Source organism: Nocardia sputorum (assembly GCF_027924405.1).
GTDB lineage: Bacteria > Actinomycetota > Actinomycetes > Mycobacteriales > Mycobacteriaceae > Nocardia > Nocardia sputorum.
The window spans coordinates 1,003,221-1,023,595 of sequence record NZ_AP026978.1; the positions used below are offsets into that span (position 1 = coordinate 1,003,221).

The following is a 20,375-nucleotide window of genomic DNA, read 5'->3' on the forward strand; positions in this document are numbered from 1 at the left end:
CGGTCAGTTCAGCGGCGCCGAGCGCCACCAGCGCAGCGCCTCGTCGATGGTGGTGTGGGCGAAGCCGTCGGTGTACATCAGGTACTGGGTTCGATCCGGGTCGCCGGTGAACGCGGTCACCATCTTGGCGCCCTCGTCGACGTATTTGTAATTGGTGTAGGTCTTCCCGCCGTTGGTGTCGGTGGACTTGGTGGCCGACGAGGGCAGGGTCTTCAGCACCGCCTGCACGTCGGCCGGAGTCTTGTAGACGTAGATGCGGTAGTACGGGTCCTCGTTGTTGCCGCCCTTGAAGCAGCGCCACTGCGCGGCCCAGTCGCCGAAGTCCGGGTCGCCCTTGGACGGCGAGGGCGGCGAACTCGGCGAGGCCAGCCAGCACTCGGCGCCGTTGTAGCCGATCTCCTCGGTCTGGGAAGCGGGCACCATCCGCGGGAACTCCGCGCTGATCGACTCCGGCGTCGCGTCGACGAGGTTCGGCTTCACCGCCGATGTGGTCGTGGTGCCGCCGTTGTTCGAGCCCGAATCGGAGACCGCGCCGATGATGCCGAGCGCCACCAGGATCAGCACGACCACGCCCACCGCCAGGCCGACGATCAGCCCGGTGTTCTTCTTGGGCGGCGGCACGGCCGAAGGATGGGCGTGTGCGCCGTGCGGCGGCGCGGGCGGCGCGGCGAAGCCGGAGAACTGCTGCTGGGGATAAGGATTGGCGGCCGTCGGCTGCGGCGCGGGGCCGGTCTGCGGTCGCGAGTTGGCCACCGGCGCCGGCGGTGGAGTCGCGGGCGACGCCGAGGCGGCGAGCGGGTTCGGTCCGCTGGTCTGCGGGGTGTGCATCTGGTGTCCGGGACCGCTGACAAAGTGGCCCTGCGCCGCCGGATACGGCGAGCCGGTGGTCGGGACCTGCGGCCCGGTCGTCGGACGTGGTCCGGCGGTCGGGTGCGGTGGCCCGGTGACCGGGCGTGGGCCGCCCACCACCGGCATCGACGGCACACTCGAACCGGTCAGCGCCTGCTTGGCGGCCGCGGCGAATTCCGCGCAGCTGCCGTATCGGTCGTCGGGCCGCTTGGCCATCGCCCTGGCCAGAACGCCGTCCAGCGCGAAAGGCAGTCCGGGCCGGACGCTGCTCAGCGCGGGCGGCGCGCCCTGCAGATGCCCCTGGATGACCGCGGCGGGATTGGTCGCGGAGAACGGTCCGGTGCCGGTGAACAACCAGAACAGCGAGCAGGCCAGCGAGTACTGGTCGGAACGGTGGTCGAGCGAAGCGCCGGTGAGCTGTTCGGGCGAGGCGTAGGCGAGCGTCGCCGTGAACGTGCCGGTCTGGGTGAGATGACCGGTGTCGTCGCGCAGCCGCGCGATGCCGAAGTCGGTGAGGTACACCCGCTCGCCGCGACCGGCGGTGGAGCGGGCCAGCAGGATGTTGGCGGGCTTCACGTCCCGGTGCAGCACCCCGTTGCCGTGCGCGTAGTCCAGCGCGTCGGCGGTCTCCTTGATGATCTGCACGGCGCGTTCGGGGGGCAGCGACTTCGGTTCCACCGACGCGGCGTCGATGCCGTCGACGTACTGCATCGAGATCCACAGCTGCTCGTCCTCGAGCCCGCGGTCGTAGACCGTGACGATGTTCGGGTGATCGAGCTGGGCGACCAGATCCGCCTCCCGTTCGAACCGCGCCCGCACCTCCTTGTCGAAGAACATCTCCCGATTCAGCAGCTTCAGCGCGGTCATCCGCGGCAGCCGCGGATGTTTCGCCAGATAGACCGAGCCCATGCCACCGCGGCCGAGTTGCCGCTCGATGACATAGCCGGCGAAAACATCACCGCTGGCCAGCATGACTGCTCCACTTCCCGCCGCCCGCCGGGACCCACCGGCGAACAGGCGTACAGCAAAAGAATGCGTGGCCGGAGCAGGGTCCGACCACGGAAAACATCGAAACCATAGCAGTAGTCGCGCCTCGCCTTATCGCTCGTCGAGCGTGGTGACGCGCGGGCGATCGACGGGACCCGGACCGCCCGGCGGGGGCCGGGGGTCCGGAGGTTGCTGGTGCGGCCGCACCCCGGATCCCGGGCGCATGGACAAGTTCGGCAACTCGATCAGGCCGGGGTGCACGGGGCGGCGCCTGGCCAGGGACACGGTCCCCATCCCGCCTCGGCCGAGGGCGCGCTTGACGCGATAGCCCGCGAACACATCGCCGGTCTGCGACACCGTTACACCCCCTTGTCGAGTCGAGCGCGCGGACACTATCCATGTATCTCTGCGAACCATCGGGATGCAACAGTCGCGGCGCAACCTCGATTGTCGTCGGTAGCTGCCAGTACTGTGGCCCGCATGCGCATTGGAGCACACGTCCGGCTCGACAGTGACCCGATCGGCTTCGGGGAGAAACTCGGCGCCGACGTCATCCAGATGTTCGTGGTCGATCCGCAGAGCTGGGACAAACCCACCCCGCACCCGCGGACCGAGGAGATCCTCGCCAGCCCGATCGATGTCGTGGTGCACTCCTCTTATCAGATCAACGTCGCGAGCCTGAACAACCGGCTGCGCATGCCCTCGCGCAACGCGGTGGCCCAGCAAGCGCGGGCGGCCGCCGACCTCGGTGCGTTCGGCTTGGTGGTGCACGGCGGGCATGTGCGATCCGACGCCGAGCTGGAGACCGGAATCGACAACTGGCGCAAACTGTTCGAGCGGCAGCAGGACAAGGGCGGTTTCGCGGTGCCGATCCTGATCGAGAACACCGCCGGCGGCAATCACGCCATGGCCAGGCACTTCGACGCCATCGCCCGGCTGTGGGACGCGGTCGGCGACTACGGCGCGGGTTTCTGCCTGGACACCTGCCACGCCTGGGCGGGCGGCGAAGAACTCGTCGGCGTCGTGGACCGGATCAAGGCGATCACCGGGCGCATCGACCTGGTGCACCTGAACTCCTCCCGCGACGAGTTCAACTCCGGCGCCGACCGGCACGCCAACTTCGCCGACGGCACCATCGACCCGCAACTGCTCGCCGAGGTGTGCCGGACGGCGGGCGCGCCGGTTGTCCTGGAAACTCCGGGGGACGGCCTCGCGGAGGACCTGGCGTACTTGCGCGAGCACTGTGCTTGAGGTGCGGCGCTGGGTTCGATCGCCGCGCGGCATGCCGGGAACCACTGCCATCCGGTCGAGACGGCGTCCGACGGACTGGTCTTGATCGAGACGGGCGCTTTCGGCGATCGGACCAGCGCGTCGGAAGCCAGCCGGCGACCACGGGTGCTTCCCGGCGACGCGCCGCGCTTCGGGCGCACGACGGGCCGATTCGGCTGGTCGGTTCCGTCGCGACAGCGGAGCTGACCTCAGCTCCGACCGAAGACACCGCATGGCCCCTCAACAGCCGGGGTCCGGCAACCATGCGGGGTCCTCGGCTCAGGACGCGAGCAGCTGGGTGTCCTCGATGATCGAGTAGTGCTCGGCGTTGCCCGCGATGGTGGTGCTCGTCGCGCCGTCGACGCCGACCGGGACGTCGCCGGCCAGCGTGATGCGGGTCAGCTTGCGCGGCTGGTCGTCGTAGTCGTCGATGGCGTAGTGCTGGGTGGCGCGGTTGTCCCAGATCGCGACGTCACCGGGGGCCCAATTCCAGCGGGTGGTGTTCTCCAGACGGGTCACCCGGTCCTGGAACAGCCGGAACAGCGCGTGCGACTCGGTGCTGGACAGCCCGACGAAGTGCTTGACGAAGTGGCCGAGCAGCAACGCGCGTTCGCCGGTCTCCGGGTGCACGCGCACCACGGGGTGCTCGGTCTCGTAGTAAGTGGATTCGAACTCGGCGCGGTAGGCGGCCGTGTTCGGACGCGGCGTCTCCTCGACGCGGGCGTAGTCGTAGACGTTGGTGTGCACGGCGCGCAAGGACTCGGCCAACCGCTTGAGCGGCTCCGGCAGCGACTCGTAGGCCGCGACGGTGGAGGCCCAGGTGGTGGCGCCGCCGTAGGACGGCAGGTGAACCGCGCGCAGGATGGACGCCTTCGGGATGCGGTCGACGAAGGTGACGTCGGTGTGCCAGCTGTTGGCGCGGCCGTGTTCCGAATCGATCGCCAGGCTCTTCACGCCGTGCGAGGTGACCGTCGGATGCGGGGTGGTCGGCGCGCCGAGCAGCTGGGCGAATTCGTATTGCCCGTCCTCGGTCAGGTGATCCTGCCCGCGGAAGAAGACGACCTTGTGCTCCAGCAGTGCGCGATGGATCACCTCGACGGTCACCGAATCCAGATCGCCGCCGAGCCGGACGTTGTCGATCCGCGCGCCGATGCGGGCGCCGAGCTTGGTCACCGAGGCGGTGGTCGGTGTTACGGGTGCGACCGTCATGAGATACCTTCGCTGTCGAGATCGGTTGGTGCTCGCTCGAGCACATCACCGAAACCACATCGCTGACCAGGGTTTTCGTCGGGCTGATCGCAAACAGGGCGGAAGAACCGGCAGCGCCCGGCGCACCGTGAACCGGCTCCCGCGGCCCTGATCCTCGCGCGGTGACCGAAGCGGATCCACCGTCGGCGGGTGCACCGCGACCAGCTCCCGCCGCCCTGGACCCCGCGCGGCGACCGAAGCGGAGGGTGCGTGTGCCCCCCGAACTCACCACGGCCGCGAACACGCGGCGCCGCGGGCGGTGCGGAAACCGGCACGGCATGGTCCAGACTGGTTGCCATGAGTATTCGGCCGCTGGACGGGGTGCGCGTCCTGGAACTCGGCAATTACATCGCCGCGCCGACCGCCGGGCGCATCCTCGGTGATTTCGGCGCCGAGGTGATCAAAGTGGAACGCCCGAAGGCAGGCGACGAGCTGCGCAACTGGCGGCTCTACGGCGGCGACACCTCGATGCTGTACCGGACTATCAACCGGAACAAGAAGTCGATCACCCTGGACCTGCGCACCGAGACGGGGCGCGGGATAGTGCTCGATCTGGTGCGGCGCTGTGACGTGCTGCTGGAGAATTTCCGGCCCGGCATGCTGGAGAAGTGGGGCCTGGGGCCGGAGGTGCTGAACGAGGCGAATCCGGATCTGGTGATCACCAGGATCTCCGCCTACGGGCAGACGGGGCCGATGTCGGAGCGTCCCGGGTTCGCGGCGGTGGCCGAGGCGGTGGGTGGCCTTCGCGAACTGGTGGGCGATGCGGACCGTCCCCCCGTGCGCACGGGCGTCTCGATCGGTGACTCCATCGCGGGCATCTACGCCGCGTTCGGCACCGTGATGGCGCTGTTCCAGCGCGAGCGCAGCACCGAGCGGGACGCGCCTGTCCCGCTGCGGGAGAGAGTGATCGACGTGGCGCTCAACGAAGCCATCCTCTCGGTGATGGAGTCGCTGGTGCCGGACTATCTCGCCTACGGCATCCAGCGCGAACGCGTCGGCGGCCGGATGGAGGGCATCGCGCCGAGCAACGCCTACCCGTGCGCGGACGGGACCAGCATCATCATCGGCGGCAACGGCGACGCCATCTTCCAGCGCTACATGGCGGTCATCGAGCGGCCGGACCTGGCCGCGGACCCGGAACTCCAGGACAACGCGGGCCGCTGGCGCCACCGGGAGCGGCTGGACGCGGCGATCGGCGAGTGGACGATCCGGCACACCCGCGCCGAGGCGCTGAAACTGCTGGATGCCGCCGCCATCCCGTGCGGCCCGATCTACACCGCGGCCGACATCGTGGCCGACGAGCAGTACCGGGCACGCAACATGATTCAGCCGTTCGCCGTGGACGTCGGCGCGCCGGAGCCGAAGGTGGTCGGCTTTCCCGGCATCGTCCCGGTGATCGGCGATCAGTCCCTTCCCATCCGTACGGTCGGCCCCGACCTGGGTGAGCACACCCGGGAAGTGCTGTCCGATCTGCTCGGCATGAGCGAGGCCGAGATCGATGCGTTGGAGGCGCGATGAGCACGCGACCGCACGACCGCAGGCGTCCGAAGGGGCGCGGGACCCGGGAACTGCGTTCGCCGGGTACCAGCAGGCCCGCCGTCCAGCCGAATCCCACCGGAGCGGGCGAGAAGCCCTGGGGCGGCGTGATGTGCGGGCACCACCGGGCGCGGGAGCAGCGATGACCGCGCCGGTGCTGCGCGACGTCACCTTGCGCGACGGACTGCAGCTGACCGGCAAGCTGCTGCCCGTGCAGCGCAAGGTGGACATCGTGCGCCGCCTGCTCGCACTCGGCGTGCCCGCGCTGGAGATCGGCTCGATGGCGCGCCCGGACCTGGTCGCGCCGATGGCGAACACCATGGAACTGGTCGCCGCGTTGACGCCCGAGGAACTGAGCCGCTGCTGGGTCTGGGTGGCGACGCCGCGCCATGTGGAGAAGGCCGCCGCGGCGGGAGTGCGCAATTTCCAGTACTGCTTCTCGGTCTCCGACGCGCACAATCGGGCGAACATCGGACGTGACACCGAGGCCAGCGTCGCCGCCATGCCGGACGCGGTGCGCCTGGCCAGCGAGGTGGACGGGTCCATTCAGCTCTGCTTGGCGACGGCATTCACCTGTCCGTTCGACGGCCCGGTCGACCCGGAGCGGGTACTGGCCATCGCCCGCGACCCGCGCACCGAGGGCGCGGACGACATAGTCCTGGCCGACACGCTCGGCCAGGCCCATCCCGGCGAGGTCGCCGCGCTCGTCGCCGCGGTGCGCGACCGGACGCCCGCGCGACGGGTCGTCTTCCACGGTCACGACACCTGGGGCATGGGCGTGGCCAACACCCTCGCCGCGATCGCGGCGGGCGCGGATATGGTCGACGGCGCGCTCGGCGGGCTCGGCGGCTGCCCCTTCGCGCCGGGTGCCAGCGGCAACACCGCTTCCGAGGACATTCTCTTCGCCACCAGGCCGGACTGGTTCACCCCTGCCACCCTGGCCGCGCTGGTCGACCTCTCGGAAGAACTACTGGCCGAACTCGGCGAACCCAACCGCTCCCGCACCCTCGAAGGAGCCAGATCCAAGGCATCGGCTTTCGCGTGGGTGGTAAGTCAGCCGCAGGCATAGTCGCTCCCGAACCGGCCGGGTACCGGGCTTGTGCCGAACGGCGCACACTGCCGTCTGCCCGGCTCACATCGGAGCAGTGCTGGTGCGTCCGAACTGCGAGCCAGTTCCGGAAGGCTCCAACCCGACGCGCTCAGCTCACCTCGACCACTGGTTTCGAGCGAAGCGAGACCGAGCATGCAAATCCAACACAGGGTGTTCCCTGATGGCGTGCGGGGGAGATGCCGGTAAGACTGGACGGCATGACTTCGCAAGCCTTGGGCGCCGACACCGCCGACCTGGCGGCATCCACCGATGTCGCGGCCCACGCTATCGAACTGACCAAGGTCTACGGATCGGGTGATACCCAGGTCAGGGCATTGGACGGGGTGTCGGCCGAGTTCGCGAAGGGCGAGTTCACCGCGATCATGGGTCCGTCCGGGTCGGGCAAATCGACCCTCATGCACTGCCTGGCCGGGCTGGACAGCGCCAGCTCGGGCACCGTCCGCATCGGCGACACCGACCTGACCACGCTGTCCGACAAGCAGATGACGCGCCTGCGCCGGGACCGGATCGGCTTCGTCTTCCAGGCGTTCAACCTGGTGCCGACGCTGACGGCGCTGGAGAACATCACGTTGCCGCTGGACATCGCGGGACGCAAACCAGACCAGGAGTGGCTGGACACGGTGCTGAAGCGGCTCGGGCTGACCGATCGGCTCACGCACCGTCCCAGCGAGCTGTCCGGCGGTCAGCAGCAGCGGGTGGCCTGCGCCCGGGCGCTGGCGGGCAAGCCGGAGATCATCTTCGGTGACGAGCCGACCGGCAACCTGGACTCCCGCGCCTCGGAGGAGGTGCTGTCGATCCTGCGCGCCGCGGTGGACGAATTCGGGCAGACGGTCGTCATCGTCACCCACGAACCGCACGCGGCCGGGTTCGCCGACCGGGTGGTGTTCCTCGCCGACGGACGCATCGTCGACGAGATGCGCGATCCGACCGCCGACACGGTGCTCGACCGGATGAAAGCGTTGGAGCAGGCGTGATCGGGCGCTCGCGGGAGAATCGGGGGCGGGCGTGATGGCCGGAAGTCCGATGCGCAAAGTCGCGCTGCGCAATCTCGCCGCGCACAAAGTGCGGCTCGCGTTGACCCTCTTGTCGGTGGTGCTCGGCACCGCGTTCATCGCGGGTTCGTTCGTCTTCACCGACACGTTGCAGAGCACGTTCGACGGGATCTTCGCCAACGAGGCGAAGGGCGTCGACGTCCGGGTGAGCCCGAAGGAGCGCCAGGCGCAAGGTGTTCCGAACAATGTGGTGGACGAGCTGGTGAAGTATCCGGGCGTCCGCACGGTCGCGCCGAGCGTGAACGGCCCGGTGGTGCTGCTCGATCCGGCGGGCAAGAAGGCCGTCCAGACCGGCGGTGCGCCGACGTTCGGCAAGTCCTACCTGCCGCCGGAGAAGGCCGTCGCGGAGCCGGAGAAATTCCTGCAGGGCGTCCCGCCCGCCCGGCCGGGTGAGATCGCGCTCAACACCGGCGGGGCCGAGCGCGCCGCACTGAAGGTCGGAGACCGGACGAAGATCCTCATCCCATCCCAGCCGGATCCCATCGATGTGACCCTCACCGGCATCTACGAAATACCGTCTGACACGGGCGGTTTGATCGGGGTGCTGTTCGACGACACGCAGGCGCGCAAGCTGTTCACCGACGGCCTGCACGTCGCGTATGTGGACCTGGCGGCCGACGGCATCCCCGGCGACGAACTGCGCGACAACCTGGCCCGAGAACTGCCGGGCTACAAGGTGCAGAACGGCGATCAGGTGCGTGCGGACCTGAAGAAGGAAGTGTCCGACGCGCTCAACTTCATCAACTACTTTCTGCTCGCTTTCGGCGCGATCGCGCTGATCGTCGGCACGTTCATCATCTACAACACCTTCTCGATGATCGTCGCGCAACGCCTGCGGGAGCTGGCGCTGCTGCGCGCGGTCGGCGCGAGCAGGCGGCAGGTCGGCACGTCGGTGGTGGCGGAGGCGTTCGTCATCGGGCTGATCGGCAGCGCCGTCGGTCTCGCGGGCGGCGTCGGTCTGGCGTTCGGATTGTCGGCGGTGCTCAACGCGTTCGACCTCGGGTTGCCGACCGGATCGATGGCGGTGCGGCCGCGGACCATCGTGGTGGGGCTGCTGGTCGGTCTCGCGGTGACGATGGTCAGCGCCTACGCGCCCGCGCGCCGCGCCTCGCGCATTCCGCCCGTGCAGGCCATGCGCGAGGAGTTCGCGTCCACCGGGGAGTCGCTGCGCCTGCGCACGGTCTTCGGTGTGGTGCTCGCCGTGCTCGGCGCGGGTTTCGTCGTGCTGGGGGCGCAGCGCACCGGCGGTACGGCGGCCGCCACGGTCGGCGTCGGCGCGCTCGGGCTGGTCTTCGCGGTGCTGCTCGCCGCGCCCGCGCTGTCGCGGCCGCTGGTCGGTGGGCTCGGAGTGCTGGTGCGCCCGTTCGGGCCGATCGGCCGCATGGCGCGCAACAACGCGGCGCGCAATCCGCGCCGCACCGCCGCGACGGCCTTCGCGCTCACCCTGGGACTGATGCTCGTCTCGGCCATCGGCATGCTGGGCGCTTCGGCGAAGGAGAGCGTCGGTGTGCTGGTCGACAAGGGGGTGCGGGCCGACTACGTGCTGGCGGGACCGCAGTTGCTCGGCGTGCCGTTCGGCGCGGCCGATGCCGCGCGCACCGAGGTGCCGGGAGTGGAGCAGGCGGTGGGGATGCGAGGCGCCGGGTTCAAACTCGGCGACGAGCAGGTGTTCGCCACGTCGCCGGACGGTCCGCTGGCCGGCGTGCTGAACTACGAGATCGTGCGCGGCGGCGACACCCTCGGCGCCAGGGACGTACTCGTGTCGGAGGACGAGGCCACTGATCGCGGATGGAAGGTCGGCGATCAGGTGACCCCGACCAGCGTCGACGGTAAAAAGGTTCCGCTCACCGTGACCGGCGTGTACAAGAAGAACCCGCTGCTCGGTCCGATGGTGGTGTCGCAGACGGTCTACGACGAGGTCGTCCCGCTCAATTTCCGGACCAACTTCCTGGTCCTGATCAAGGCGCGATCGGGCGCGAATCTCACCCAGATGCGCGCCGACCTGGAGAAGGCCACCGAGCAGTTCGTCGTGGTGCAGGTGCAGGACCGCGAGGAGTTCAAGGGAGCACAGGGTAAGCAGATCAACACCCTGCTGGCCATCCTGTACGGCCTGCTCGCCTTGGCGGTGGTGATCGCGATCCTCGGCATCGTCAACACCCTCGCGTTGTCGGTCGTGGAGCGCAGGCGGGAGATCGGCATGCTGCGCGCGGTAGGCATGCAGCGCCCCCAGGTGCGCCGGACCATCTATCTGGAGTCGATGTTGATCGCGGTGTTCGGCGCGGTCGTCGGCATGGCGCTCGGGCTGGGGCTCGGCGTCGGCTTCCTGCGGACCCTGCGCGATTTCGGGCTCGACCAGATCGCCGTCCCGTGGAGCCAGTTGGTCCTGGTCCTGGTCAGCTCGGCGGTTGTCGGGGTGCTCGCCGCGCTCTGGCCCGCGGTGCGGGCGGCGCGCACACCGCCGCTGGCGGCCATCGCGGATCTCTGACGTCCGTGCGGCGCACCTGCGCGGTGCGCCGCACGGGTGACGGATCAGTGCGGTCGTGGATACGACGGAACGTTGTCGGCTCCCGCTATCGGCTGATCCGCCGCGGAACCGCCACGGTGACAAGTTTGTCGGGGTTGCGCACGGCGTAGAAGTTGGTGATCTTCTTGCCGAAGATCGGCCGCGCCGGACACCGACGGTATCGCCGCGTCGTCTGCGGGCTGACAGCGAAAAGTGTCCCGTTCATTGGACCCGCCGACGGAGTCGTCGCCGATTCGTATGCGACCGCTGGTACCCCTGGGTGACTCTCGGCGCGGGCGCCGTGCGCGCACCGAATGGCGGAAGACCGCCGCTGCCGGTGCCTGCCGCCTCGCATGGTGCGGACCGAAGGAATCGCGAATTCACTTGCGACACAAGCGAATTCGATCGTCATCGTGGCGGTGTCTATCCCGTCACATCCTGCTGAAGTTGTCCGGTTCGTAGTGTTAACTCAAACGGAGGTTACCACTCCACTTAATTTCCGGTAAACGGCCTGATTCGACGGGGAAGGAGGCCGCGCGATGGTCGCTGTGGACTTCGGCGAACTGGAGTTCGCGCCGGGCGGAGTCGTCGAACGAATGCGGTCGGCGGTGCGCGGTCGCGGCGGCGAAGCGGTGACCCAGCTCCTTCTGATCACGGTGCTCTATCTCGGCTATCGCGCCGGGCGGCTGATCACCGCCGACGACACCGGGCGCGCCATGGGCAACGCGCACGGCCTGCTCGGCTTCGAGGAACGGCTCGGCCTGCCGGACGAGCGGACGGTTCAGGCATTGTTCCTGCACCGCGAGTTCCTCGCCGTTCCGGCCAACTTCTATTACGCCAGTGCGCATTTCACCGTGGCAGTGGGAGTGCTGCTGTGGCTGTGGATGTTCCGGCCGGAGCACTATCGCTGGACCAGGAATCTCATGGTGGCGCTGACCGCGGGCGCGCTCGCGGTGCACATCCTGGTCCCCCTCGCGCCTCCGCGCATGCTGGCCGATCACGGCTTCGTCGACCTGGCCGCGCGATACGGCCAATCCGTCTACGGCGCGGCGGATTCCGGCGGTCTGTCCAATCAGTTCGCGGCCATGCCGTCGCTGCACGTCGGCTGGGCGCTGCTGCTCGGTGTGGCGGTGGTCGCCGCGACCCGCACGCCGTGGCGCTGGCTCGCCCTGGCTCATCCGGCGCTGACCACGCTCGTGGTAGTCGGCACCGCCAACCACTACTGGCTGGACGTCATCGTCGCGGTCGTATTGCTGGCGCTGTCCGCCGTGCTGCATCCCGTCGTGGTGCCCGCGGCGGCGACGGCGTGGGGCGTGATGGGTCCCGTTCCACCGAAACCCATGCTGACCAGCTCCTAGCGGTCCGCCACGCGCGGCGGCGCTGACCGGAAGAGCGCTCCGTCGCGCGTACGATCGCGGAGTCATCCTGTTCGCCCGTCCGGACAAGGAGTTGCCATGGAACCGATGACCATCATGGATCTGCTGTCTTCGCTTGCCATTCAGGTGTTCTCCCTTTTGGGAGGATTCCCCGGCGGTTACCCCGGCTGACCCGTTCCGGCCGCGGCTTCCGCGCCGCTCTTGCTTGCGGCGAGTGTCTCCCGCATGAGCGCCGACATGGTCCGGCCGACGAATGCCGATACCGGTGGCCGCGACGGGGCCGCGGTGGGCTGGAACGAGTAAGCCCAGGTCACCGCGGTCCGACCGTCCTGATCTCCGGTAGTCGACAACGCCAACCGACAAGGCGGGATCTAGTGGTGGGCGGCGTTCGTATGCGCCCAGGACTGCACATCACCCCGATCGAGGGCGATGGCCAGCAGCTCCGGGAACTTGTCGGGCGTGCAGGCGAAGGCCGGGATGCCCAGGGCGGCAAGAGCAGCGGCGTTGTCGTGATCGAAGGCGGGCGCGCCGTCGTCGGAGAGGGCGAGCAATACGACGACCTGCACGCCGGACTCCTGCATCGAGCGCACGCGGCGCAGCATCTCGTCGCGAATGCCTCCCTCGTACAGGTCGGAGATCAGGACGAACAGCGTGTCGGCCGGGCGGGTGACCAACGACCGGCAGTAGGCGAGGGCCCGGTTGATGTCGGTGCCGCCGCCGAGTTGCGTGCCGAACAGCACGTCCACCGGGTCGTCGAGTTTGTCGGTGAGGTCGACGATTTCGGTGTCGAAGACCACCAGCGAGGTGCGCAGCGACCGCATGGAGGCGAGCACCGCGCCGAACACCGACGCGTACACGACGCTGGCGGCCATCGAACCGGACTGGTCGATGGCCAGCACCACGTCGCGCCGCACCGCCTGCGCCTTGCGGCCGTAGCCGACCAGGCGTTCGGGCACCACAGTGCGATGCTCGGGCAGGTAGGTGGCGAGGTTCTTGCGAATGGTGCGGTCCCAGTCGATATCCCGCAATTTCGGCCGGGAGACGCGGGCAGCGCGGTTCAGCGCGCCGGAGACGGCGGCGACGGTCTGTGCCGCGATGCGCTGCTCGATCTCCCGCACCACCTTCTCCACCACCATGCGGGCGGTGGCCTTGGTGGTCTCGGGCATCACCCGGTTCAGGCTCAGCAGGGTACCGACCAGGTGCACGTCCGGCTCCACCGCCTCGAGCAGTTCCGGCTCCAGCAGAAGCTGGGTGAGATCGAGTCGCTCCACGGCGTCACGCTGCATGACCTCGACGACGGAGGCAGGGAAGTAGCTGCGAATATCGCCGAGCCAGCGGGCCACGCGCGGCGCCGAACCCTGCAAACCGCCGGTGCGCTTGCCGGGGGAGGTCTCGTCATCGGTGTTGTACAGCGCCGACAGCGCCCGGTCCATGGCCGCGTCCGGACCGGAGCCAAGCCCGCCCAATCCTTCCTCCGCGGCCGCGCCGAGCACCAAGCGCCAACGCCGGGACTGTGCTTCGTCGATCATGCCGGGTCCTTCCAGGTAAGGGCGGGAACCTCGCTGCGCTGCCGCCTCCAGGCCTGACCGCTCATGCTGTGTCTGTTGTCGGCATGGGCGGGGCCTTGCGTGGTTACGCTGCGCTGCCGCCTCCAGGCCTGACCGCTCATGCTGTGTCCTTTCCGGCATGCGCGGACGTCACGGGTGGACGCTGAACTGGCGCCGCCGGGCCTGACCCGCTCACACTGTCCCCGCTTTCGGTGCGGGCGATAGTGCTGCGCTGTCGTCTGCGGGCCTGGCGTCTTGTGCTCTGTGCGCTTTCGATATGGACGGCGTGGTGCTGCCGCGAGGCCGACATCCCCGCCTGACTGCTCATATCGTGACCCCCAGAATCTCCGCTGCCGCACGCACCGCGACTGTGGCGCGGTCGGTGTCGATTCCGGCGACAGCCGCCGCGGCGGCCGCGGACCCGCCGTCGCGGACCGCCTGCCCGATCGCGCGGCGCTCACCTGATTCGAACCCGCCGAAGGTGCGGCGTAGCAGCGGCAGCGTCTCGACGAACGTGTCGTCGCCCAGTCCGCGCAGCCAGTCGTCGATGAGCCGCAACAACTCCCGGTCGTGCACCAGCAGCAGGCCGCGTCCGCCGAGGAACCCGTCGATCCACGCCGCTTTGGCCGCGGCCGTTGCGCCTACCGAGAGGGCCGCGGACAGGCGGCGCGCGGATTCGGCGTCATCGATGCGGCCCGCGTCGGCGAGCAAGCGGACGGCGCGCCCCACCAGGGCGCCGTGCACGTCGTCGCGGTCGGCGACGCGGCGCAGCGCGGCCAGCCACTCGCCGGTGGCCCAGCCGTCGTCTCTGGTGTGGATGGCGGTGTGCGCCGCGTCCAGCAGCCCGCGCAGATCGGTGGCAGCGTCGGTGTCCAACCCGGTGACCGCCGCGGGCAGGCCCGCGCAGATGCGCACCAGCAACCCGTCGGCGACGTGGGCCAGCGCTTTGGTGTCGGTGCCGCGCACGTCGCCGTAGCGCAGCGTGCGGATCAGGCCGGGCAACGCGGCCAGCAGGTGGGTCACGTCGTGGTCCAGCGCCGCCGTGGATTCCAGCCGGGCGATCAAACCGTCGGTGGCACCGCCCAGGTCGGCGAGCAGCGCGACTTCCAGCGCGGCGGTCAGTTCGCCCACCGAGCGGTCGGCGCGGCTCGCGGTGTCGAGGATCTTCGCCTCCGCCGCGGTGCGGATGGTGGTACCCCAGCGCGAGGCCTCGATGACCGCTATCGCGTACTCGGGATGCCATTGCAGCGTCCAGGTCTCCCGGAAGGTGCCGGTGCTGCGAACGTCGCTGGTGGTGAGCGTGCCCCACTCGATGCCGAGCACCCGCAGGCGGTGCAGCAGGCGTGACCGCTCGACCTCGCGTGGCTTGCGCAGATCCAGGTCGATGGCGCGGATCGCGGGCTCCTGCTTCATCCGCAGCGAACGGATCGTGGCGCGCAGGTCCGCGTCCAGCGGCACGGTCGGCGTCTCCTCCGGCACGGCGCCGAGCGCCTCACCCACCACGAGTTCGCCGATCACCAACCGCAGCATCGTTTCGTCACCGCCGCACAGCACCGACCGCGTGGCCTCGGTGACCTCCGGCAAACCGGCGAGCGGCCGGCCGCGCAGCGCGGCGAGGGTGTCGGCGAGCCGGACCGCTTCGATGACGTGCGCGCTGGAAACGGGCAGATCGTGGGCGCGCAGCACCCCCGCCACCTTGGTGAGCCAGCGGGTGATCGGCTGCTCGGTGGCGGTGAACAGGTGGTGGTACCAGCCCGGCGAGGTGACGCCTGCGCCGTAGCCGGAGGAGGTGGACAGCCGCGAATGCGTCCACGGCACCCAGGTGAGCCGGGCTTTGGTCTTCGGCAGCCCCTTGAGCAACCGGGCGTCCGGCGCGGCGGGACCCAGCGCGCCGGTGAGCGCGGGCGCATGCCACGCACCGCACACCACCGCCAGCCGCACCGCCCCGTCCTTGAGCGCCTTGCGCATGGTCTGCCGCATGTAGGCCTCGCGCCGCAAGGTGTGCGCGTCGACCACGAGTGGCTCTGGCGGTGATTCGGCAACCGATTCGGAGACCGCCTCTGCGACCGAATCGAATTCCGGCGCAGGGCTCTTCGTGAATCGATCCTGTGCTGGTGGGGCGGTCCGGGGTTGATCGCTCTCGGATCGACCGCGCCCCGATTCGGTGGCCGCTCGGTCCCCATCCGGTTCAGGCGCGCGGTTCGCCGAAGGGTCTTCCGCGGGCGGCGTCGCGTGGTCTGCGGATGCGGGACCGTCCAGGTGCCGGTCTCCCGTGGTTCCGGTGCTCGTGGGTACGCGTTGTGCTGGGTGGTCTGCGGTGGGTTCGACCGCCGGCGTTGTGCCGACGGTTCCGGTGTCCGTGGACTCGCCGCTCGACGGGTTCCCGTTCGCCGGGCCGGTGCCCGAGGCCGGGTCGCCTTGCGCAGGTCGCTCGGCGGTCTCCCGCAGTGCGCCCATCGCCTCGGTGATCGCGTCGAACGCCTCGGCGTCGGGCACGGATTCGACGACGGCGTCCCACCAGCGTTCGGCGTCGTCGTAGCCGCCCGCCTCGGCGAGAGCGGCGAGTGGGTCGAACCGGTCGCCGGGCTCGTCCTCCGTCGCGAGCGTGACGGTCGCGGGCAGGTCGCAGAACCGCACCGGCACGTCGTTGTCCACCGCGTACCGCAGCGCCTGCCACTCGGGCGAGAACACCGCGTACGGCCAGAACGCGGCCTTGGCGGGTGCGTCGGGAACGTACGCCAGCAGCGCGACCGGCGGGGTCATCCCCTCGGCGGCGACGTAGCCAACCAGCGGATCGGCGTCCGCGGGACCTTCGATGAGGATCATGTCGGGCCGGAAGTCCGCCAGGGCCAGCCGCAGCGAGCGCGCGGACCCGGGACCATGGTGGCGGATGCCGAACACCCTGGTCACCGCGGTGGATCCGGTGCCGGAGGTCACCCGGTGACCTCGCGGCAAGCGCGGTAGAAGTCCGCCCAGTCGGGTCGCTCGCGGACCACGGCCTCCAGGTACTCGGTCCACACGACGGCATCGGCCACCGGGTCCTTGATCACCGAGCCGAGCACCGCGCCTGCGATGTCGGAGGCGCGCAGCACACCGTCGCCGAAGTGCGCCGAGAGGGCGATGCCGTTGGTGATCACCGAGATCGCCTCGGCCGTGGACAGCGTTCCGGACGGCGACTTGAGCTTGGTCCGGCCGTCGGCGGTGCTGCCGGAGCGCAGTTCGCGGAAGACCCGCACCACCCGCCGCACCTCCTCGGCCGCCGCGGGCACGGTGGGCAGTTCCAGCGCGGAACCGAGCTGCTCGACGCGCCTGCTGACGATGGCGACCTCTTCGTCCTCGCTCGCGGGCAGCGGCAGCACCACCGTGTTGAACCGGCGGCGCAACGCGGAGGACAACTCGTTCACCCCGCGGTCGCGGTCGTTCGCGGTGGCGATGACGTTGAAGCCCTTGGCGGCCTGCACCTCCATACCGAGCTCGGGCACCGGCAGCGTCTTCTCGGACAGGACGGTGATCAGCGCGTCCTGCACGTCCGAGGGGATGCGGGTGAGTTCCTCGAGCCGGGCGATGGAGCCTGCCCGCATGGCCGTGAGCACCGGCGACGGCACCAGCGCCGCCTCGCTCGGGCCCTCCGCGAGCAACCGCGCGTAGTTCCAGCCGTAGCGGATCGCCTCTTCGGCCGTGCCGGAGGTGCCCTGCACCAGCAGCGTCGAGGAACCGCTGATGGCGGCGGAAAGGTGTTCCGACACCCAGGTCTTCGCGGTCCCCGGCACGCCGAGCAGCAGCAGCGCCCGGTCGGTGGCCAGCGTCGCGACCGCCACTTCCATCAGCCTGCGCGGACCCACGTACTTCGGGGTGATCACGGTGCCGTCGGGGAGGGTGCCGCCGAGCAGGTAGGTGACCACCGCCCACGGTGACAACCGCCAAGACGGTGGGCGGGTGCGGTCGTCGGCGGTGGCGAGGGCGCGCAACTCGTCGGCGTACGCCTGTTCGGCATGGGGGCGCAGCAGGTCCGGCGCCGGGTCGGTGGTGGTCACTGCAACTCCTCGAGCATCATCGAGCGGTGGGTGAGGTCGTGGGCGAGCTGGTCGAAGGCTCGTGCCCAGGCGGGATCGTCGCACCGGCGGGCCACCGCGGACAGCGTGTCCGCGGCGGTGACCGGAAGGTGGACCGCGGCCGCGGCGAGCAGCGACCGATGCGCGTTCGGCGCCGCGCCGTGCGTCTCGGGGCGCCGCGCCGCCGCCCGTGCCCGCTCGAACAGCAGCAGCACCACGTGCTGGGCCAGCGTGTCCGGCCACGGGTGGCCCATCGCGGGCAGCAGCGCTTCTATTTCGGACAGCCACGAGCCGTCCAGCCGCACCAGGTGCGCGGTCCGATCCGCCCGCGGCAGCAGCGCGAACAGTTCCCTCCTGCGCAGCATCGCGAGGTCGGTGGGCACGCCCGCCTCGAACAGCGCCCGCGCCCAGGCCGAATCGCGCTGCGCCAGAGCGGCGTCCACCCAGCCGTCGAAGACCGGCTGCCGGAACCGGTCTTCGATCGTGGCGCGCACCGCCTGCTGCGGCGTGCCGAGCACACCGGCCCAGTGCGTCAGCGGGGTGGCGGCGACCACCTGCCGGAGCCGGGCCGCGAGCACGTCGGGCGCGCCGTTCCAGCGGTAGGCGAATTCCACGGTGCGATCGGTGATCCCGTCGCGCTGCGCGGCGGCGTCGAGCGTATCGGGCAGCGTGAGCACCACATTCGTGTGCAGCATCCGGTGCTCGGCGCGGATCCACGCGCTCGCTCGCTCGCGCATCCGACGCGTGAACGCCGATTCCGGCAGCAGCGCGAGGAGTCCGGCGGCGGTGCGGCGCACGTCGGCGCGCCGGTCGTCCAACGCCGTTTCGAGCAGGGGCTCGTCGTCCGGGCCGAGGCCTTCGGCGAGAACGGCCAGCAGTTCGGCCTTCAACGGGCCCGACTCCTTCGGCCACGCCGCGGTCAACTGCGCCCTCGCCGCGCCTGCGTCGGCGCGCCGGAGGTCGGCGAGCCAGTCGCGCCGCTCGGTGGGTTGGCCGAACAGCCAGGTGTCGGTGGAGCGCTCGGACGTGGTCGACGACCGCCGCACGAGTTCCCGCCAGGCCGGATGCCGGGCCGCCAGCCAGCTGCCGCGGGCACCCGCGAGGCGCAGCAGCGGCTCGCGTAACGAGGCATTGATCTTCGCGTGCTCGAGCAGCTGCTCGCAGAGGGCGTCCGGCGCGCGGTAGTCGTACGGCAGCGCGGCCTCGAACCATTCGGGAAGGAATGCCGAACGTTCCCGCAGCATGCGCGCCAGCCGCGCCGCCGCCGGACGCGGCAGTGACGGCCGTGGGTCGTCCGGTGCGGGCTCCGGCGCCGCCGCGGTGGCCGGTGTGACTCCACCGCGGGTGAAAAGGTCGTGCAACGCGGCCGTTTCGAGCAGACGCGTCGCGGGATCGCTCGGCAACCGGCCGGCCGCGCGTGCGATCGGGGGCGGCAGTGCGGCGGAATCCGGGGCGCGGCGCGCGGTGCCGAGCAACGCGACGGAAGTGAGGTCCGCGTTGCCGGGAGCCGGGCGGTCCGGCTCGGGCCCGAAGGTCTCGGTGGCGGCCAGGTCGACGACCTCACCCGCGGCGAACACCGAAATCGGCTCCAATCCGTCGGCGCTCCATTCGCCTGCCACGGTGACCGGATGACCGCCGGAGACGGCCAGGAGCGTCCACGGTTGCTCCCCGGGCCGGATCGGCAGCGCCGTGCCATCGGATTCGGTGACGAACCAGCCTTGCTCGGTGCGGGTGGGGATCACGTCGGCCAGCAGCATCGGCCACGAGCGCACCCACGGATCGGCGCCGAGCGCCGACGCGTGCGCGGCCAGCGCGGCGGCGATCGTGGCGGGCCGATCGGCGTCGACGGGCAGCGTGGTGAAAGGTTCGGCGGCACTGTGCCGTTCTCCCCACAACGCGCGCAACGGCGCGGCGCCCGGGTAGTAATGCAGCTGCGCGTCGGCCAGCTGCCCGAGCGCGGGAACGTCGGCGGGGAAGCCGGGGGAACCGAAGGAATGGTCGACCACCAGCGCCCAGCGCCCGCTCGTCCGCCCGTACAACCAGGTGCGCCGGGTATAGAGGCGCTCGTCCTCGGTGATCCGCGAGCCGAACACCATCCACCGGTCACGGACCGGAGGTTCGGCGCGCACCGCCTCGGCCGGGTTCGGATAGCCGACGTGGGTCCGGATGCTGGCACGCAGCGGAGCCGGCCACGCGTCGAGTTGCCGGTGCGCGGCGATCAGCAGGTGCATCCGCGCGTACTCGCGCAGCACCACCTCGGGCCAGTCGGTCCTGGTGGCCACGGCGGCCGGGAGCCTGCGCAGGGTGGCGGCGAGGCCGGGAGCCTGCGCGTCGACCATCCGGGCGGCCACGGCTTCGAAGGCGCGATACGAGCGGTCGGCCTGCGCGAGCCCGGTGCGTACCTGGTCACCGAGCCAGACGTCGAGTTCCTCCAGTCCGGCCGTCACCCGCACCCGGCGCTGTTCGGCGGTAGCGGGGTTCGGGGTGCGGGGGCGGTCGGCTGTCGTGGCGGCCCGCGCCGCACGGCCGCCGATCCACGACGCCGCGTAGTCCGCGGTCTCCGGCGCGACGGCGACCTCGCCCGCGGCCCAGCGCAGCAACAGCGACAACGCGTGCTTGCAGGGAAATTTGCGGCTCGGGCAGGAGCACCGGTACGCCGGGCCGGACAGGTCGACGATCGTCTGATACGGCGTGGCGCCGCTGCCCTGGCACCGCCCCCACAGCGCCGTGCCGTGCTGCCCGCACTCGCGCCAGCGATGCACCAGCTTGTGGGCCGCCGACAGCGAATTCGCGTCGGGCGCCAGCGCCGCGACCTGGTCTTCGGTCCACGGCGTCGTCATCGCGC

14 protein-coding genes are annotated in these 20,375 nt (G+C 70.3%); 7 read left to right on the forward strand and 7 right to left on the reverse strand.

Annotated features, from left to right (window positions below):
- Nucleotides 1–3: 3 nt before the first annotated feature.
- On the reverse strand, nucleotides 4–1,821 hold the full coding sequence (locus QMG86_RS04455; protein ID WP_281877842.1) for a serine/threonine-protein kinase: 1,818 nt from the start codon (nucleotides 1,819–1,821) through the stop codon (nucleotides 4–6).
- A gap of 126 nt (nucleotides 1,822–1,947) precedes the next feature.
- Nucleotides 1,948–2,193: a hypothetical protein gene (locus QMG86_RS04460; RefSeq protein WP_281877843.1), complete on the reverse strand. Its 246-nt coding sequence runs from the start codon at nucleotides 2,191–2,193 to the stop codon at nucleotides 1,948–1,950.
- Nucleotides 2,194–2,316: 123 nt separating this feature from the next.
- On the opposite strand from QMG86_RS04460, the gene QMG86_RS04465 reads away from it, so the two are divergent.
- Nucleotides 2,317–3,087 (forward strand): deoxyribonuclease IV, encoded by a 771-nt coding sequence (locus QMG86_RS04465; protein WP_159847215.1) that lies wholly within the window; start codon nucleotides 2,317–2,319, stop codon nucleotides 3,085–3,087.
- A gap of 297 nt (nucleotides 3,088–3,384) precedes the next feature.
- Here QMG86_RS04465 and QMG86_RS04470 read toward each other — a convergent pair whose 3' ends face one another.
- The gene (locus tag QMG86_RS04470) at nucleotides 3,385–4,314 is read right to left on the reverse strand and encodes a TauD/TfdA dioxygenase family protein (RefSeq protein WP_281877844.1); all 930 of its coding nucleotides are present in this window, start codon (nucleotides 4,312–4,314) and stop codon (nucleotides 3,385–3,387) included.
- A 336-nt stretch (nucleotides 4,315–4,650) separates the two neighbouring features.
- Here QMG86_RS04470 and QMG86_RS04475 point away from each other — a divergent pair, with 336 nt between their 5' ends.
- The 6 genes from QMG86_RS04475 (at nucleotide 4,651) to QMG86_RS04500 (ending at nucleotide 11,913) form a co-directional block, all read left to right on the forward strand.
- Nucleotides 4,651–5,871: a CaiB/BaiF CoA transferase family protein gene (locus QMG86_RS04475; protein WP_281877845.1), complete on the forward strand. Its 1,221-nt coding sequence runs from the start codon at nucleotides 4,651–4,653 to the stop codon at nucleotides 5,869–5,871.
- A complete protein-coding gene (locus QMG86_RS04480) occupies nucleotides 5,868–6,035 on the forward strand; it encodes a hypothetical protein (protein WP_195085818.1) in 168 nt (55 codons plus the stop codon). Before QMG86_RS04475 ends, QMG86_RS04480 begins: the two co-directional genes overlap by 4 nt.
- On the forward strand, nucleotides 6,032–6,958 hold the full coding sequence (locus QMG86_RS04485; protein ID WP_281877847.1) for a hydroxymethylglutaryl-CoA lyase-like TIM-barrel protein: 927 nt from the start codon (nucleotides 6,032–6,034) through the stop codon (nucleotides 6,956–6,958). The genes QMG86_RS04480 and QMG86_RS04485 overlap by 4 nt, the downstream gene beginning before the upstream one ends.
- Nucleotides 6,959–7,197: 239 nt before the next feature.
- Nucleotides 7,198–7,974, forward strand: coding sequence for an ABC transporter ATP-binding protein (locus QMG86_RS04490; RefSeq protein WP_159847230.1), 777 nt, complete (start codon nucleotides 7,198–7,200; stop codon nucleotides 7,972–7,974).
- A 34-nt stretch (nucleotides 7,975–8,008) separates the two neighbouring features.
- Nucleotides 8,009–10,537: an ABC transporter permease gene (locus tag QMG86_RS04495; protein ID WP_281877849.1), complete on the forward strand. Its 2,529-nt coding sequence runs from the start codon at nucleotides 8,009–8,011 to the stop codon at nucleotides 10,535–10,537.
- Nucleotides 10,538–11,094: 557 nt separating this feature from the next.
- The gene (locus QMG86_RS04500; protein ID WP_281877851.1) at nucleotides 11,095–11,913 is read left to right on the forward strand and encodes a phosphatase PAP2 family protein; all 819 of its coding nucleotides are present in this window, start codon (nucleotides 11,095–11,097) and stop codon (nucleotides 11,911–11,913) included.
- 389 nt (nucleotides 11,914–12,302) lie between these two features.
- On the opposite strand, the gene QMG86_RS04505 is transcribed toward QMG86_RS04500, so the two are convergent.
- The 4 genes from QMG86_RS04505 to QMG86_RS04520 form a co-directional block, all read right to left on the reverse strand.
- Entirely contained in the window at nucleotides 12,303–13,460 is a 1,158-nt protein-coding gene (locus QMG86_RS04505) for a VWA domain-containing protein (protein ID WP_281877854.1), read from the reverse strand.
- Between the two features lie 342 nt (nucleotides 13,461–13,802).
- On the reverse strand, nucleotides 13,803–16,433 hold the full coding sequence (locus QMG86_RS04510; RefSeq protein WP_434086154.1) for a DUF5682 family protein: 2,631 nt from the start codon (nucleotides 16,431–16,433) through the stop codon (nucleotides 13,803–13,805).
- Nucleotides 16,412–17,512, reverse strand: coding sequence for an ATP-binding protein (locus tag QMG86_RS04515; RefSeq protein WP_281877857.1), 1,101 nt, complete (start codon nucleotides 17,510–17,512; stop codon nucleotides 16,412–16,414). Before QMG86_RS04515 ends, QMG86_RS04510 begins: the two co-directional genes overlap by 22 nt.
- Entirely contained in the window at nucleotides 17,509–20,370 is a 2,862-nt protein-coding gene (locus QMG86_RS04520) for an SWIM zinc finger family protein (RefSeq protein ID WP_281877858.1), read from the reverse strand. The genes QMG86_RS04515 and QMG86_RS04520 overlap by 4 nt, the downstream gene beginning before the upstream one ends.
- Between the last annotated feature and the right edge of the window lie 5 nt (nucleotides 20,371–20,375).